The organism is Diplocloster modestus (assembly GCF_019042245.1).
Taxonomy (GTDB): Bacteria; Bacillota; Clostridia; order Lachnospirales; family Lachnospiraceae; genus Diplocloster; species Diplocloster modestus.
This window is the reverse complement of record NZ_JAHQCX010000001.1, coordinates 241,641-260,700: the sequence shown is the minus strand read 5'-3', so window position 1 is coordinate 260,700 and position 19,060 is coordinate 241,641. Positions and strand designations below refer to the sequence as shown.

Genomic DNA, 19,060 nt, shown 5'->3' with positions numbered 1-19,060 from the left:
CCTAGTTTAGTAGAAAAATTTATATAAAGAATTAATTTAATTCAACGGGCTCACTAATCCCCCCTATTGTCTCCACGATCATTTGGACGGTCATTCCTGTGTTTCCCTCTTGATCGACTATATCAGTAACATCAAACTGAATTTCTTCTCCTGGATTAACAAATTTTGTGTCCGGAATCTCCAGTCTTTTGCCAGTGTCTACACCATCCCTAAAAAAAGCCAACTTATAATAATATTTGCGTTCCCAGGATGAATCACCTATATTTTTTGCTGAGACAATCACTTTATCATTTCTATTTTCTACATTCAAAGCCCCCGATGCCCCTTCAACAAAACTGCTGATGATAAGGGGATCTAAATCATTTGCTAGTTGATCTATAAATCTCTCAGTTCGCTGAAGATAAACAACATCCGGCCGAAATGCTTCTATCATGTCATCCTTGATAGCATCCGACCTCACAAACATCATCTCTGAATAATTTTGACTAAATAATTCCGGTACATTAAAATTGTGAGAAAAGGAATCACCATAGTATAAAAGTTTATCTTCAGGTACATTACCATTTTGAAATAATTTAATTGGATAAGATACTCCATCTTCGCTTCTTATAGCATCCCATTTTTCATATTCAGATCCATCTGCAATTTCTATTGATTTACAATCTAATATCTGTGAGATATCCTTTATCTCTGGTTCTAACAGACTGTCATTACCCAACAAACCAGAAAAATCTCCTTTAAAGGTCCCTTTTTCGTATGTTACTTCAGCCGGCGCTATTGTTACATCATTATTTTTTATTGTTTCATTTATAATATTCTGATAAGCAACATATGCTCCTCGTTCCGTCCAGTGAGTATCTGTTTTATGATACAGTTTTCCTGTATCTTTTGCTTCGATCAATGCTTTTTTAACGTTTATTACATTAATATCGGTATACTCATTTAAGTAATCCTCCAAAATATCAACCGGTGTTCTATCTGTCATCTCTTTACCATTATCAGGAAGATATTCCGGATATACACTGACTTTACTCGGAACCAGGATCAAATAATATTTCATACCTTTCTTAGCAAAATATTCTTTTAATACAGTTTGGTTATTTTTCACTTTAATCATCATATCACTATCCATAGGGTATAACCCTCTAGCAATCTGAAAATTATTATCTCCTGTGTAAAAAAGCCACCCATCCTTTCCGTAAACAACCAAATCGCTCGATGAAGTTTTCAATATTCCCGCTTTCACTTCGGTATTAAGGGTAATCATTTTATCTCTAAATGCAAATCTGTCATTATAATAAGCTTCTGTTTCCTTACTCCAATTAGAAATATTCGACAGGGAATAATCCGGCTTCGAACTTATTTTTCTTTTCTCTAATTCACTATCAAACCCACTGTGAACTATGGGGCCCAATATTGTTGGCAGAGCCAGCATTATTGTAAATATTCCAAATAATAGCAAATATATATTTACTTTGCCTTTTTTCATATCAAGCCCATCCTTTTATATTAATATTTTTTATAAGAATAATTCAGATCAACATTGCCGTCTATACCGGCAATCTTTCCACTGCTTGTGTATTGCCACATTTCATAAGGATAATTTATTCTCGGTTCAGATACTCCATAATGAGCTACCCATAAGTCAATACCATTATCTCTTACACGATTGCAGTCTATATAATTATTTAACATATTAGCTCCAGAGTATAATGAGGTTTTATATCCCGCATTACGTAAAACAGTACAAAATGCTATGACAATGTCTGTATTTTCATCCCTCAATTCCTTTTTCTTTCTGCTACTCTCTTCAAAATCAAAAGCCACCGGAAAATCCAGTCCCCCATATGGTCTTATAATAGATAGACAGTATTCTGCTTCAGCACGCGCTCTTTCAACAGAATCTGCATAGCTGTAGTGATAGACCCCAACTCTAATTCCATTGGCTCTAGCTTGCATAATATTTTGACGGAAATATGGATCCTCCTGGCCGCTATCTTTACCGTAACCACTCCTTATCATGGCAAAATCAACACCACTGCTTCTGACTGCGCCCCAATTTATTTCCTTTTGATGCCTAGAGACATCGATTCCCCAAAGCGCATTCGCATTCAGATAATCCTGTGATACACTAATACCTACTGTCATATCTGCTACCAATTGAGTAACTCCTCTCTCATCTGTAGCATAATAATGTACTTTATAATTTCCTTTTACATACCCATGATAATATGCATCGACCATTACTATCCATTCACCATTTATAAGTGTAGGTGAATACCATCTCAAATCATCCTGTCCATTGTTTTCACTCCATACTGCTGCACTGACATTCGTTATACGCGCAGGAGATGTCAGTCCCCCTAATGCTAATTTTGCTTGTCCTTTATAACTATCGTTTTCGATCTCCCGGGCAGAGGTAGCATAGATTCCACCTATATAAACACTCGACGTTGATATACATTGTTTCATACCTTTTTTATCGACTGTATAAGCATGGACTTGGTATACTCCAGTACTCCCCAAATGGGCCGCTACCGCAAAAACACCTTCCCATGTAGAATCATTCACTTTTTTGCCGGAATACCACTTTAAATCATCTTGTCCATTTACCTCACTCCATACTGCAAACTGTACATCTGTAATATTCCGGTCAAATCTCGCGTTCTCTATTCTAGCAGCAATGTATGCTTGAGAATCATCGGTCCATACTTTCATCTTCAAATTATCTGTTGAAGAAGAAACCTTAACAGTTTTTGTGTCTAAGCACTGTGATACATTTCTGCTGTCATTAGCATATAAATGAACTTGATAATTCCCTTTATCAAATCCATGATTACCAGAGTCAATATCTACATACCAAGAATCCCCAGATTTCTTCATAGAATACCATCTCAAATCATCTTGTCCATTTACTTCACTCCAAACTGCGACTGTTGCACTGATAATCTTAGAAGGAGATTTAATATTGTCTGCCCAAACTCTAAAGGTCCCCTTCACATTATCCTGTTCCGCAATTCTAATACTCCCTCCCGACAATCCATTAATAACTATATTTCCTGTTTGAATACATTTCATTATGCCACTTTTACTTACTGTGTAAGCATGAATTTGATATTTACCAACACTCCCTTTATGATCTGCAACTGCAAACACTGCTTCCCAAGACGAGTTTGATGCTTTCGTCGCATCATACCATTTTAAATCATCTTGTCCATTTACCTCACTCCATACTGCAAATTTCACATTTACGATATCTCTATCAAAAAAAGCATTTTGCAGTCTGGCCGCAATATGACTCTGAGTATCATTTGTCCAAACCGTCATATTCACAGATGAATTTTCTGAGTGAATGGTGACTGTTTTAGTATCAAGGCATACATTTATGTTCCTACTATCTTCAGCATATAAATGTACCTGGTAATTTCCTTGATCATATCCATGATTCCCCGAATCAATATCAGCAAACCAACCTGAGTCATTTTTTTTCAAATTATACCATTTCAGATCATCCTGGCCGTTAATCTCGCTCCAAACCGCCACTCGAACACTAGTTAAATCTGCTGGTGAAGTTATATTACCGACTTCAACTCGGAACGTTCCATTTTTATCATTTTGATCTGTAATTTTAATACCGCTTGATGTAATTCCAGATATCGTAACTTTTCCAGTTGAAACACACTTCATCTCACCGGACTTATTCTTTGTATACGCGTGGACCTGATAATTTCCAATACTACTTTTGTGATCAGCAACAGCAAAGACAGCTTCCCAATCATTTTCTGATTTTTGGACCGCATTATACCATTTCAAATCATCCTGACCATTCACATCACTCCATACCGCGAATTCCACCTCTTCAATATCTTTGTCAAAAAATCGACTTTCCAAACGGGCAGCTATATGACTTTGTTTATCATTTGCCCATACAGATAAAGATAGCTCATTGTCGTCTCGCAAAACATCTACTGATGTCGTATTAATACACGTGGAAACCCCTTCATTGTCAACTACATAAAGATGTATAAAATAATTACCTTGATCATATCCATGATCGGCACTGTCCACATAGGTTTCCCAAACATCTCCCTCATTCGTTAACGTATACCATTTCAAATCATCCTGGCCATTGGCCTCACTCCAGACCGCTGCTTTTAATTGTGACAGTTTTTCTGTTTTATCATTTATACGATATTGAATCTTAAAGGTACCATTATGATCATCTTTATCTTTAATCTCAATCGGTTGAACATTATTCAGATAATCCGTACTTGCAAGAATATCTTCAGTATTCTTATCTAATGTATTTTCATCAGATGACTCATCATAAATATTTATAATCAGTTTATATGTACCGATATTATCATCTTCGTATATTATTATTTCATTTTTTCCCATCTGCAGATTATCGGCTACAATATTATGTACAGTTTGATTTATTCCCTCTTGGATAACATATTCAATATTTATATTCAAGGTAGACGATGGAATTGAGATTTCGTAAGTTAGCACATCTCTATTAAAACTGATCAGGGAATTACCCTTATTATCAAGAACTTCTATATCTGCAATTGATTTTTCCATAACTTCAGATTTATCGTCTGATGCCGGTTTATCTGTCTCCGGCGCTTTTGGCGTCTCTGTCACTTCCGGTGTTTCTGTCACTTTCGGCGTCTCTGTCACTTCTGGTGTTTCTGTCACTTTCGGCGTCTCTGTCACTTCTGGCGTTTCTGTCACTTTCGGTGTTTCTGATTCGACAGGTGACTTAGTTGGGACCTCCGGCACATCGCTAATATCTGTGGGCACTTTTGACAGAATATTTTGTCCTTCCGTTTTTATATCTATACTATTTTCAGAACTTTCTAGAGCAAAGACTGTAGTAAGAAAACCACTGTCTCCAAAAATCAAATAAGCTGTAAGTGTAAAACAAATCAGTCTCTTCATAAAGCTTGTTTTAAATATTCTTTTATGCCCATTCTTTAACATCTCTATACCTCATTTTCCCTTTGAATTAACAAACTTATTATCTACAGTTTCCTTATTAATTGTTTTCAATGATAACATAATACAATTATATTTTAAAGTCCGAAATACCAGATATCCAGATTCCGGCTATTTTAAAATATTAACATATTACACTTCAATGTTCAAATACCAAAATATTCATTAATAAACAATCTCAAATTATATTAAATATAATTACTTGAATCTGTTAATTCTGATATTAATAAGATTTAAACCTAATATTTACTGCCTCTTTGCCCTATTACCTTTTTCTTGACAATTTATAGAATACTTGTATAATCGAAAGAGAGTTTCTATATTTATTGTTAAAATTCAGATTATTAACATAACCAGTGAGGTGACACTATGGTTTTTAGTACTCCTATATTCCTTTTCGCTTTTTTACCATTTACTATACTACTTTACTATTTCTCCCAAGAAAAGTTACGGAATTTAATATTGTTGGCTGTAAGCTTAATATTTTATGCTTGGGGTGAACCATATGCTGTTATATTAATGATCTTTTCTATTACTATAAATTATATGTTTGGCCTTCTTGTTGATAAATCAACTCGGCCAGTATTGCAAAAGACTGTTCTTATTCTTTCTGTAATAGCAAATTTAGGTATTTTAATAATCTTTAAGTATAGTTCATTTATAATTATTAATCTAAATACGCTTCTATCAACCAATTTGCCCGATCCCCAGATCCCACTTCCTATTGGTATTTCATTTTTTACGTTCCAAGCTATGTCGTATGTAATAGATGTTTATCGTAAAGATGGAAATGTTCAAAAAAATTATTTTTCATTAGCTTTATATATCTCATTCTTCCCTCAATTAATAGCAGGACCCATTGTCCGGTATAAAGATATAGACAATCAGATTCGGAATCGATCCGTTAACTATCGACAAATGGCGTCCGGTATACAACGATTTTTAATTGGTTTATCTAAAAAAGTATTAATTTCTAATGTTGTAGGAGAATTAGTTGATAATTTATTTATCGTTTCCATGGACTATTGGACCACTGGTATTTCTTGGTTAGTTATAATATGTTATACATTGCAAATCTATTTTGATTTTTCAGCATATTCTGATATGGCAATTGGTTTAGGACGTATGTTTGGTTTCGAATTTTTAGAGAATTTTAATTACCCTTACAATGCTACATCAATCAGGGATTTCTGGAGAAAATGGCATATTTCATTATCTACGTGGTTTAGAGATTACCTATATATACCTTTGGGCGGAAGCCGCTGTGCTACCTGGCGAATTTATCTAAATCAGTTAATTGTCTTCTTCCTATGTGGGTTATGGCATGGGTCAAGTTGGAATTTCGTAATATGGGGCTTGATTCACGGATTATTCTTAGTTTTGGAACGAATTGGTTTAGGTAATTTTGTAAACAAATTATGGAAGCCTCTACAGCATGTATATACATTGTTAATCGTCATGATAGGTTGGGTTTTTTTCCGTGCTGAAACGTTGTCTAGTGCTACGCAGATGTTAACCATTATGTTTGGAAGCGGTGCAAAATTATCAGGTTATAACCTTTCACAATATATTACTCCTTTATTGTTAATAGTTATTATTATAGGGGTTATCATATCCTCTGGCTATCCTACAAAAATTTTGGATAATTTAGAAAATAAATATAAACATACAAAGAATATACACATCATAGCCTGTTTTAAAATAGCTTGTCTTACTATACTTATGATATTGAGTTTTTCCTCTATTGCTAGTGGAGCTTATAATCCGTTTATTTACTTTAGATTTTAAAAAATATCACATAATTATAGCTAAGAATAATCTTATTATAAAGAGTCAGAATTTTTATATCTGACTCTTTTTTAATACCTATTTAACAAACTACAGTATTACACCAGCAGGCAAGATATTGTACATTTCAACCATTCCTTTCGTGTTCAAATGGCTCTTCTGTACAAATTGCACAGTTCACCCATTTTTCAATACAAATATTATCAAACTATTTGTATAATAATTGTTTATATTTTTTTATCATATTGGAAATTTATATAAAATAAAGTATAATAGTAATAATCTCATATTGATAATGAGTATGGATTTAAATTTTATACACAAATAAGGGGGATAAAAAATGAAACATACCTGTAAGGTCCTTTTAGCGCTAACATTATCTATAATTATGTCCATGCCAGTATATGCTATGGATCTGGGCGTAACAAACAACGGAACCTCAACTAATGTCACAACAGAGTCCGAACCAACTCCACTACCTACAATACAACCAGATGTATTGCAGTCTGCTACACCAGCACCAACAAATTCACCTTCACCATCTGTTATACCATCTGTATCACCAGGCATTGATATACCTGTGGCCCCCGAACCATCGGATACCGAACGTCCTGACAGCAGTCCCACTCCTCATCCCGAGGACTCGGCCACACAAAACACACCGGAACCTGACGCGGATGAAGGCAAAGACCTTTCTGGTAATACAGAATCTGAAAAAGAAGAAGATATCATTAAAAATCAGCTTTCTAATGATCAAACTACCGAAAACTCTGAGCAAGCATCTGATATGGAAGAAGTAACTTCATATCAAGATTATGATATAAATCCGTATTATAAAGAACTTCTTGATCAAAATCAATTTGAATCTTCAGAAAACCAAACTACTGTTAATCGCTTAGCTCAGACTTACAGTGACTCAAATACTTTTTATATAATTGATGATGCCATCTCCTATATAAAGTATCAAACCAGATGCCGTCAGACAAATTTATCTTTTACTCTATATGATACAAGAAAAAGTTGGAAAACCACATTTCTAGATGCTATGCATGGAGCTATGCAGGAGTTACCCGGCTGCGCCCCTGACGAAGGCGATTATTTAATGTTTAGTTACTATTACTCAAATGCAACTGGCTATTCTTATTACGACAAATATACTTATAATATATCTGTAGTATATTGGTCTACAGCTGCTCAAGAGGAGCAAGTTAACCTTAAAATTAATTCTATATTAAATGAATTAAATATATGGAACGGCTCTGAATATGAAAAGATCAAAGCAGTATATGACTATATTATCAAACATGTTACCTATGATGATACATTGCAAAAACATTCTGCTTATAATGCATTAGTGGAAAATAATGCAGTTTGTCAAGGGTATGTATTAGCTGTACACCGACTGCTAAAGCATTTGGGGGTTTCTACCAGAATTATCCCCGGGGATGCTGGTGGTGCTCATGCATGGAATATCGCCGCCATTAACGGTCTGTATTATAATTTGGATGCGACTTGGGATGAGTGTGTGAACTTACCTTTCTATAGTTATGAATACTTTCTAAAGAATATGGCAGATTTCCCTGGTCATTCAAGAGATTATGATTATTCAACCAGTGAATTTATGAACAAATATCCTATGGCAACATTATCCTATGGAAGCCCAGGTTATGAATATGGCAAACCAAAAGTTTCGGTCACCTTCGATTATCTCGATAATTTAATAGATGTAAAAATCTCTGGTTTGAGTTCCAGCGTTAGTGCCGTAACCGTACCTGTATGGAGTGAAGTAAATGGGCAGGATGATTTAACCTATTTATCAGCTTCCAAATGGTACGATGATTCATGGCGGGTATCCATAGACTTAAGAGATCATAATTATGATAGTGGTATTTACAATATACATGTGTATGCAAGGTATGGAACCGCATACGAAGGTATTTATTATACGACAACAACCGTAGATGCCTGGAATAATGGAAATATCAGTATTCTAAACAAAAATGAAACGGCTGGCCTTTTTAATGTAATAATTAAAAACCTGGCAGCACCTGGGGGTATTAAACAGGTTCGTGTTGCTGTATGGAGTAATATTAATGGCCAGGATGATCTTAAATGGTATTCCGCTTATAAAAACGGCAGTACATACAATGCATATATAGATATTGCGAACCATAATTTTGACAGTGGGATATACAATATTCATGTTTATTATCAAAATGTTGGTGGTTATGAAAAAATTGCAGGCACCACGACAACTGTAATGAAACTGGCTGCCGAAAACAGTATTTTAACTTTAGATAAGGATCTGTCTCAAGCAACTATCACTGCTATATTGCAGAATCCCCGCCTTGGCGCTTCTGACAGTGGTATATTATTCGCAGTTTGGAATACCGCAAATGGACAGGATGATTTAAGATGGTACAATGCTGATAAATCAGATGATTCAACGTATTATACATATATTTCTGTCATGGATCACAAGGACGGAATTGGTACCAGTTATAATGTGCATGCATACACAAAACTTGCAAATGGTAGTCCGGGACGTTTTATAACAGGTTCTGTTATTAATATGGAAGGGATTACTGGTGGCAAAATAACATCCAGTGTGGATAGTAAAGGCGGCAAATTTTCTTTTAATGTTACTGAACTAAAATCACCGGCAATGATGTCCAGTATAACGGCAGCTGTCTGGAGTAAATCTAATGGGCAGGATGACCTGAAATGGTATTATTCTAATTACAATTTAGGGAAAGCTTCCGTTACAGTAGATACAGGCAATCATAATTATGATACCGGTATATATTATATACATGTTTATGCTAAAGATTCTCGCGGCATACATCAATTAGTAAAAACTGCTACAGTTGATATGTCTATTGATAATTCAAATATAGCCTTACAGTTAGACAAAAGTAAGGATGAGGGTCAGATTTCGGCTACATTAAGTAATGCTAAGATTGGTAATGGATTAAATGGAGTTTTATTTGCAGTATGGAGTTCTGTGAATGGGCAAGATGATCTTAAATGGTACCCTGCAAGCAAAATTAATAATTCAACTTACAAATTAAATATTAATATAAGTGATCACAAATATGATACCGGACAATATAATATACATGCGTATAGCCGCTCGTCAGCCGGCATGCCTTATAGCTGCCTCAAAACGGGAAAAATTAGTGTAGCAAGTATAGACGGCGGAAAAGTTTCTATCACGAATAAAGATAACAATACCGGTTCGTTTATCGCCAGAATAAGCGGAATCAGTTCCCCTGCCGGTATCGCTAATGTTCAAGTTGCTGTATGGAGTGAAGTTAACGGACAGGATGACTTGAAATGGTACAGTGCATTCAAGACTGGTGATGAATATCTTGCTTATATCTATACCTCTAATCATAGTTATGACAATGGTGCGTATCAGATTCATGCCTATACTACTGATAAGAGAGGTGTTAAGAAGCTAGTTGGTGTAACCTCGACTGTTATGAATATTAATTTTAACAATATCTCTATGGAGATATTACAAAATCCAACTAACAGCGATTTGGTTACAGTCACGTTGTATAACACAAAACTGAAACGGGGTAACTCCGGGGTGATGATTGCTGTTTGGAGTGATGTTAAAGGACAGGACGATTTGCACTGGTATAAGGCTACACAATTGAATATGACAACATATCAAATTACTTTTTCATTAAAACAATATCATAATAGCACCAGAGGTCTGTATAACTTCCATGCATATACACAAAATGCTTCAGGTGCTGTGGGTTCATGCCTAAAAACCTCAACCGAAAAGATCAAATGATAATTGGAGGATCAACATTACATGATGAAGAAAAATTATTATTTTATCAGTTGTGCCCTACTGATTGTTTTATTATTTACTTCGTGTAATTCTGCTTCAAAAACTCCAGGGCCTACAGTTGATACAACAGCAGTTCCTGACAATGTGAGTGCGATTGATAAAGAAGAGATTCCCACAATTGAGATCACAGTTCCCGCTGCTGTCATACCAGGATTTACTGAAACAGATTCATTATATAAACCTAATGGAGAAAAAATAGATACGGTTAGATTAACTGATGACGGTTACATATTATTTACATTATCTAAAGATGATTATGATAGTTTTTTACAAAATATCCAAGCAACAATAGATTCAAATATCAATACAATTCTCGATGATACAATTAATTACAAAAGTATCAAAAGTATAACTTACAATGATGATATGACCGAATTTATATTTAAATGTAAAAGCGAAGAATATGATGAATCAACTTCCTATGCATCTGTAGGGCTATATATGCAGGCATATTATTACCAGGCTGTCAAAGGTGAAAAGGCCAGTGATATTCAAGTAAATGTTAAATTTATTGGAGTAGATGATAACAAATTAATAACCGAAATGCAGTACAAATTAGAATAAAGATGTTATCCCCCTTGTTTCTCTTATTTTTGGACGAATCAGGGGGGATTAGTAGTACTTTTTGATAAAAGAACTGCCATATGACTGTTAACACAGGTTATATGGCAGTTTAACATCTAATCAAACTATATTATCATTGTATAACAGGATTACTTAATATCCCCCAATCGCCTTCTGATTTCATAGAATTTTTATTGTCTGCAATGATTTCAATACTAATATTTTTGCCTTTATATTTGTTTAAGCTAACATTATAATCTACCAATGACGTCTTATTAGGATCTACTAAAATTGTATCAAGAACAGTATATTCATTCTCCGAATCTTCTTTTACTTTAACGATGAACTGCATCCCGTCAGATATATTCCACTTTTGTGCTGTCGGATGCAAACCATAAGAAAATTTCAGATAGTGCTTTTTGTTATCAAGAGGTACATTATATTCAATTGATGTCCCGGGTGTCATAAATACACATGAGCCAATATTATCTACATTTATAATACCAATATTAGTTTGCCATGGAAAATCATTACTTTCTATTTTCCCACTTAGATTTGCTTCCCGAATATTATCAATGAAACTAAAGTATGGTTTGTTTTTTTTCAGCACTTCCACTTTCTTATCTATACGTTTATTAAGCTTTCTGAGGTCTTCTATATAGTCACTTTCCGAATTATCAGATTTGTATAAATAACCTTCCTGATATTGCGAATATAATCTTATATTATCAAGAATTATTTGTTTTTCGGTACTAATAGTAAAATCGTATATTCCGCTATCCGAAAACTCTATCTGATATGTCCCAGATTTATCAATTATAACCTCCTTAGTCTCATTTCCCACACTAATAGCCAGTTTTGTAGGCTCATCTACTACAGCGTCTAAAGAAACATAAATAGTGTCTAAATCCGAAAAATGATTTCTAAGTTTTGGGACTATTTGGCTAAGTTTTGTACCGCCACTAAGTTCAATACAGCGTCCAGTCTTTCCATCCTCTATAATATTACTACTTCCATCGACGCTCCATCCTTCATCATCTAATCCAAACTGCGGATTATATAGCATATTTGATAGGTAATCACGGTATGTCCAAATACCATATCCCCATGAATCATTAACCAGAATATCATCTAAGCCACTTAGGTAATTATCTATCTCATCTTTTTTTAGTCTTGTATTATATGAAAATTTAGGTGTATTATCGGAAAATATAAACTGATCTATATATAATTTTTTATTCAATGTAACTGAATTAATATTCCCGAGAATATAATCTGTCATTTTAAGAGCTTCTTTCCCGGAAATCTCTTCTCCCTTATTCTCAAAACCCATAGGAATCCCATACATTGTAGTTGTAAAATCACTATTCCCGCACATGTATGTTGCCTCATGAGTATATATCTCGGGCTTTCCCTGTTCATTATAAACGATATCAGCATCTACGCGTACTTCCATAGAAAGATTAGGAAATACCTCTTGCGTTTCCTCTAATAAACTGTTTAGGAAATAATCATAAAACTCATAAAAATATTTAAAAGCTGGACTTTTTTCATCTGGAACATAAACTTTATCAAAACCATCAAAGGATTCTTTATAAGCTTCATTTATATCTTTTAAATCATAATGCGTACTTAAGTACTCCTGATATCCTGATTCCATTGCCATTTTTATACCATTACCAGTATTTAAGGCATCTTTAGCTGTATAGATATTTTTCCAGAAGTCTTCCCAGCACAAAAAGCCTCCAATAAAGTTATTATATTTATTAGCAAACTGATAAATCGTTTCAGAATAATCAAGCCAAGCCTTTTTGGTTTGTTGATCATACATGAGTTTATAATACCGCTGTGTAACATCGTCATCAGCATCATTATAAAAGTCCCAAGTATAGCCTACCCTTAATATGACACCCAAATCGTGCTCAGAAGCTTTTGTGAATAGCTCGTCTAAAACTTCAAAAACTCGTTCGTTATATTGTATTGGATTTATATCGGGTTGAAACTCTCTCCAGGGTATAACTAATACAATACTATTAAAACCATCACTCTGAATCTGTTTAAAATCATCGTCAATATTTAGTAACTCTGCATTCCAAAAATTAACTGGCCATTCATCAGCAAAATAATGGGCAGATTTAACATAGTCCAAATTTTTATAATCCTGTGTTTCTGTTTTATTACTTAAGCTACATCCAACACAGGCCAACAGTACGGATGTTAATATAGCCAATACTAATTTTCGAATTCTAATCATTCAAAAGTCTCCTTACAATTACTGAAAAAATCTTTCTTCTAACATTAGACACAGGGTATGGTAAATAGGCAGATGAAGTTCCTGAATTTTATAGGTTTCAAATTCTGGAACTATTATGCAAGTATCAGACCTCTCGCGTAATCGTCCACCGTCTTTTCCAGTAAGACCTATTACTTTCATTCCTTTTGCTTTTGCTGTGACAGCTGCATATATAATGTTTTCTGCATTACCAGACGTTGATATACCTAATAAAACATCCCCTTCTTTGCCATAACCACATACTTCCTGTGCATAGCATAAAAGTCCATCTACATCGTTTAAGAAAGCCGTATTTAAAGAATTATGAACTGATAAAGCTATAGCCGGAAGCCCGCCTTGCAGCTTTGCCCCTAACTCTTTTCCATATTGCTCATCACACGATATTAACTTAGATATGAATTCTTCTTCCATGTGTCTTGGCTTAATAAAACTTTTCATAAGCTCACCAACTATATGTTCTGCATCAGAAGCACTTCCACCATTTCCAGCAATTAATAATTTATTGCCATTTTCATAACATTCTTCTAGCACTTCATATGCTTTAATAATATCTTCTTTAATACTATCCAAAACAGGATATCTAACAATTAACTCATCCAAATAACTTTTACTTTCCATAGTTTTTTTCCTCCATTAGTAAATCTCAATTTTATTTAGAATAACCCAGTCCGAATTTTGGTTACTATTATCCTCACAGGAAAACTTTATTTTAATAGCCTTTCCTGAAAACTCTTTTAAGTCCAGAACTGCAGAGGTCATCTCTTCTTCAGGTGTTATCCTAAATTCCTTGCTAAGAACAACCTTATTATTGTCACTTACAGAAATATTTACCTCTAAATTAGTTCCATCAGATTGCGTTTTGTCCACCCATGGATGTATCCGATAGTCAAACTTTAAATTTGATCCAATATTATCCGGGCAATTGAATATGATACTTGTCTCTGGGGTTAAAAATATAACCGTACCATATTCATCAGTTTCAATTTTACCAACACTAGTTTTCCAAGGATTGTCCTCTTTTGTTGTTTCTCCCTCTAGCGATGCCTCATCGTAGTGCGAAATTAAATCATACTCTTTGTTTTCATCCGTATCAGTATTGGAATTTCTTATCGGCAAAATAAATATTTGTCCTATAAAAAAACAACATATTAATCCTAGAACTAATCCTAATATAACTACAGCTTTTTTTTTAGTACTCATTAATTACTCCTCCAGCCATAAAAAACAAAGAATAAAATCATCAACCGCATATGTTTTAACATATTGAGTTGATGATTTTATCTATAAAATAACACATCCAAACAGGTTATCTGGTCAAGAACACTTCACCTTTATTCACCCTGTCTCTCCAATAATTTAACAAATCTAACATTGTGGTCTCAAATGAAATCTCTGGCTCCCAACCCGTATGCTTTTTAAATTTACTGCAATCAGGCACTTGCAAATCTGCATCAATAGGCCTTAACCTTTCCGGATCCGTTTCTACTGTAATCTGATCCTTCATAGGAGAAAAAGATAGAAGCGTATCCAGCATATCCCTGACCATACAGGTATATGTTCCGCCAATATTGTAATATTCCCCAGCGATCGGATTTTGGGTCACTAAAAGGAAATATGCCCGAACAGCATCTCTAACATCTGCATATGTTCTAAGGGATTCCAAATTACCAGTCTTCACAATTGGTGGAATTAAACCTTTTTCGATCATAGCAATTTGTTTAGCGAATGTGGATTCAGCAAATACATCCCCTCTTCTTGGTCCAGTATGTGTAAACATACGTGTTGTCATAACAGTCATACCATAAGCTTCCGCATAATATCTTCCTAAAAGATCGGTTCCTACCTTAGATATTGCGTAAGGAGATGCCGGATGAAACGTACATTCTTCATTAATTGGAAGTTTTTCTTTCTTAACACGACCAAAAACTTCAGAGGAAGCACAAACATGAATGATAGGATCGCAATCAGCGGTCGCCCGCACCGCTTCAAGCAGTCGGCAAGTGCCTAAAATATTAGTATTTAATGTATCAATTGGTGAATCGAAGCTTGTTTTGGGGTAACTTTGAGCTGCCAAATGAAAAATGTAGTCTGGCTTTACCTTTTGCATAACAGTAATCAGAGATATTTGATCGTTCAAATCAGCATATTCGAAGTATACACGATCCTTTTTATTTACCTTGTCCAAAAGATGCTCTACGTTATCCATAGGACTTCTCCATCTACAAACACCGTAAATTTCCCAATCCGTGTTATCCAAGATATAATCAGCCAAATGGGAACCTACCATTCCAGTTATTCCAGTTATCAATGCCTTTTTACTCATAATATAACATTCTCCATTTCTTTTTGTATTTTTTTTGTAAAGGAACTCTCTTCTAGTATACCTAAATTATATAAATATAGACTCTCCATTTGAGTTATCGCAGGCCTATTTACGTAAAATTCATTCGAGGGAGTAACAATCGTATAATTAAGTTTATCGCAATAGATCCGATTTAACTCATCTGCCATCCGAACTCTACTCACCAGTTCATTTCCTGTTACATTTAAGCAATAAGAATCCAGTTTATCCCAGTTAGATCTCAACCATATCACTACTTTAACTACATCACTAATGGTCGTACAATTTCGATAAAAGGGATGAAATATCTCAGCAGTCTCGTGTTTAGTTATGCAGGCTAAGCAATAAGATATAAATCTGTCTTTTGCTGATACAACATAGGATAATCTTATACATTTAAAATTCTGTTCAGCTTTAAAATCATCTTCAACAGCTTTTTTCATTTTTCCATATGGTGTTAAAGCTTGCGTTTTTGATAATTCATTATATACACATCCTGGAATATCACCATAAACCGCATCACTGGAAAAAAACAAAACCTTGCATTTTCTCTTCAATGCTTCTCGTATCACATAGCTAGTTCCTAAAACATTTATCTTCCAACACTTTTCGAATTCTTTTGCACATGCATCAGGTCCAGATATGGCAGCAGTAAAAACCAAATACTCAATATTATCTAAAATATTAAAATCAAACTTGTCTGGTTCTTCTAAATCTAAATAAAAAATGTCCTCTCTTTTTATCTTATCTATTTTTATAATGTTCTGATCATGATTACAATTTTTTAATGCTTTAATTATAAATTGAGAAATATAACCTTCACTGCCAACTATAGCAACATCGCCCAAATTTATCATACTCCTTTCTTATTTAGCACAAAATATCTCTGTAACACATGTTAATAAGTTCGGATAACTTTTTGCATGGTTCGATTTCTCGCCGATTCGCATAACATGACAGCCAGCCAAAATCCCTGCGGTAACATCCGTTTCCTCATCACCAATCATCCATGATTGCTCCAGATCAATATTATATTTCTTTGCTGCCTTTATGATTAGACCAGGTTTTGGCTTCCTGCAATCGCAGACTTTTTTATATTCCGGTATCTCACCTTCATATCCCCTGTCGGGATGGTGCGGACAATAAAATATATCATCTAAATATGCGCCTTCATTTCCCAATAAAGTTTCCATTTTATTATGAATTTCATTTAATTGAGGAATAGATACTTCCCCTCTGGCTATCACCGGCTGATTCGTTATGACTATAGTCAAATACCCGCTCTGATTAATTATACGGATTGCTTCTGCTACACCTTCGATTAACTCAAAGTCATCAATATTTCGTAAAAATCCGACATACTTATTGATGGTGCCATCACGGTCAATAAATATTGCTTTTTGCTTATTAGACAAATTCTTAGCTTGAACCAATCCCTGATTAATATCCGCAGAAACGATATTTAACCGTTCAGGTGTCCCCATATCCTTTATATATTCGGTTGAGTGATAAGCATACAATTTTTCTTCCTCAACCATCGGTTTTAAGATTTCTCTATCTAAATCAATCTTTTTCAATTGAGTAAGTTTGTCTAAAACATTTGGAGACAACATATGGATGCCGGAATTAACAAGATTTTTATACCAAGTTCTCTTGTCCTCTTTATGGAGCCATTTCAGCACTCTACCTTCTTCATCTACCACTACAATACCGCTATCATAGGGGTGATTGTTTGGATGAACCAATAATGTAGCATCTCCGCCTTTTGAAATATGATATTGTTTAAAGCGCTCTATATCAATGTCAAAAATCACATCTCCGTTTAATAATAGGAAAGATTCCGTCAATTTATTTTTTAACAGGTATAAAGCTCCCGCAGTACCAAGAGGTTCCTCCTCAACAATATATTCTATATGAACGCCAAAAGCTTTACCAGTTGACTGCGAGACTTGATTACCATCACCGAAATACTCTTTTATCACATGTCCCAAATGTCCTACAATAAGAATAATATCTTCGTATCCCTGATCTCGTAAACACTCAATTTGATATTCAAGAATAGGCTTACCATTTATCGGGAACATAGGTTTAGGTATCTCCGAATTTAATGCTGCTATTCTAGTTCCTTTTCCGCCTGCCATGATAACTATCTTCATAATGGATTCCTTCTCCCATTCATTCCCTTAATACTTTAATCCTCTTCTGGGGAATATGCCTCAGCGGCATAATAGATCACCCTTGTTCCTTCATTTTCAAACTGAAACGGAACATAGAGTAAATCATTTAATGCAGTTCTTACACTTTTCCTATATTCAGGTGTCACATAAAACAAAAGAAAGCCTCCGCCTCCGGCACCTAACAGTTTTCCTCCTAATGCACCCGCTTCCATTGCCTTTTTATAAATTCCGTTTATGGAATCAGAAGAGATGCTGTCAGTAATACCTCTCTTTAAATTCCAAGTATAATCTAACATTCTCCCAAATTCGTCCAAATCGGAATCTGAAGTTAAAACTTGCTCTGCTTTATCAACTAGATCAAGCATCTCCAATAACTGTTCTTCTTTACTTTTCAAAGCTTTTTGTGTAGAAATCTGTATGTCTGCCGAAAATCTCGAAAATCCAGTAAAGAATAACATCAGATTTTGATTTAGCTTTCTTTTACGTTCTGGCGATATTATTATGGGATTAACTGTGTATCCATTACTATTAAAGTTTATCCTATTAAACCCACCAAATGACGCTGCTATCTGATCTTGAACCCCTCCTGCCTCATCACACAAGACTCTCTCCAAGTATATAGCATCATCAGCCAGCTTTCGCTTATCCGCATATTTTCCTTTTAAAGCATAAAACGAATTCAACATACCTACAGCAAATGAACTGCTTGTCCCTAAACCGGAGCGTGCCGGAAGATCCGATTCGTACGTAAGGCGGATCTCATGCATATCTAAATATTTCATGGCCTCCCGTATTGCTGGATGTTCAATTTCTTCATATGAATTTACATACTCCATCCTTGAATATGTGAGGTGTGTTTTATACTCAAAAAACCTAGGTAAATGTCGAACTGTTACATAACAATATTTGTCAAAAGTTGTTGAAATAACAGAGCCACCATTTTTTTGGTAAAACTCCGGGAAATCAGTACCTCCACCAAAAAATGACATTCTAAACGGCGTTTTTGTTATAATCATAATTAAATTATC

12 protein-coding genes are annotated in these 19,060 nt (G+C 34.6%); 3 read left to right on the top strand and 9 right to left on the bottom strand.

The window, feature by feature from the left end; genetic code table 11:
- Positions 1-31 precede the first annotated feature (31 nt).
- On the bottom strand, positions 32-1,489 hold the full coding sequence (locus KTH90_RS01270) for an alginate O-acetyltransferase AlgX-related protein (protein ID WP_238726131.1): 1,458 nt from the start codon (positions 1,487-1,489) through the stop codon (positions 32-34).
- A 20-nt stretch (positions 1,490-1,509) separates the two neighbouring features.
- The gene (locus tag KTH90_RS01265) at positions 1,510-4,986 is read right to left on the bottom strand and encodes a GBS Bsp-like repeat-containing protein (protein ID WP_238726130.1); all 3,477 of its coding nucleotides are present in this window, start codon (positions 4,984-4,986) and stop codon (positions 1,510-1,512) included.
- Positions 4,987-5,370: 384 nt separating this feature from the next.
- Here KTH90_RS01265 and KTH90_RS01260 point away from each other — a divergent pair, with 384 nt between their 5' ends.
- From KTH90_RS01260 to KTH90_RS01250, 3 genes are all read left to right on the top strand, one after another.
- Positions 5,371-6,789 (top strand): MBOAT family O-acyltransferase, encoded by a 1,419-nt coding sequence (locus KTH90_RS01260; protein ID WP_158351711.1) that lies wholly within the window; start codon positions 5,371-5,373, stop codon positions 6,787-6,789.
- Positions 6,790-7,129: 340 nt separating this feature from the next.
- On the top strand, positions 7,130-10,597 hold the full coding sequence (locus KTH90_RS01255) for a GBS Bsp-like repeat-containing protein (RefSeq protein WP_158351709.1): 3,468 nt from the start codon (positions 7,130-7,132) through the stop codon (positions 10,595-10,597).
- 21 nt (positions 10,598-10,618) lie between these two features.
- Positions 10,619-11,221: a hypothetical protein gene (locus KTH90_RS01250; protein WP_238726129.1), complete on the top strand. Its 603-nt coding sequence runs from the start codon at positions 10,619-10,621 to the stop codon at positions 11,219-11,221.
- Positions 11,222-11,354: 133 nt separating this feature from the next.
- On the opposite strand, the gene KTH90_RS01245 is transcribed toward KTH90_RS01250, so the two are convergent.
- The 7 genes from KTH90_RS01245 to KTH90_RS01215 form a co-directional block, all read right to left on the bottom strand.
- A complete protein-coding gene (locus tag KTH90_RS01245) occupies positions 11,355-13,475 on the bottom strand; it encodes a hypothetical protein (RefSeq protein ID WP_238726128.1) in 2,121 nt (706 codons plus the stop codon).
- Positions 13,476-13,493: 18 nt separating this feature from the next.
- Positions 13,494-14,132, bottom strand: coding sequence for a D-sedoheptulose-7-phosphate isomerase (locus KTH90_RS01240; protein WP_238726127.1), 639 nt, complete (start codon positions 14,130-14,132; stop codon positions 13,494-13,496).
- Between the two features lie 15 nt (positions 14,133-14,147).
- Positions 14,148-14,714 carry a hypothetical protein gene (locus tag KTH90_RS01235; protein ID WP_238726126.1) on the bottom strand — a complete coding sequence of 189 codons (567 nt, stop codon included), beginning with the start codon at positions 14,712-14,714 and terminating at the stop codon, positions 14,148-14,150.
- A 106-nt stretch (positions 14,715-14,820) separates the two neighbouring features.
- A complete protein-coding gene (locus KTH90_RS01230; protein ID WP_158351700.1) occupies positions 14,821-15,837 on the bottom strand; it encodes a GDP-mannose 4,6-dehydratase in 1,017 nt (338 codons plus the stop codon).
- Positions 15,834-16,703, bottom strand: coding sequence for an NAD-dependent epimerase/dehydratase family protein (locus KTH90_RS01225; RefSeq protein WP_238726125.1), 870 nt, complete (start codon positions 16,701-16,703; stop codon positions 15,834-15,836). Before KTH90_RS01225 ends, KTH90_RS01230 begins: the two co-directional genes overlap by 4 nt.
- A gap of 18 nt (positions 16,704-16,721) precedes the next feature.
- A complete protein-coding gene (gene gmhB, locus KTH90_RS01220) occupies positions 16,722-18,011 on the bottom strand; it encodes a D-glycero-beta-D-manno-heptose 1,7-bisphosphate 7-phosphatase (RefSeq protein ID WP_158351696.1) in 1,290 nt (429 codons plus the stop codon).
- Positions 18,012-18,046: 35 nt separating this feature from the next.
- Positions 18,047-19,048 carry a GHMP family kinase ATP-binding protein gene (locus KTH90_RS01215; RefSeq protein WP_158351694.1) on the bottom strand — a complete coding sequence of 334 codons (1,002 nt, stop codon included), beginning with the start codon at positions 19,046-19,048 and terminating at the stop codon, positions 18,047-18,049.
- Positions 19,049-19,060: the final 12 nt, after the last annotated feature.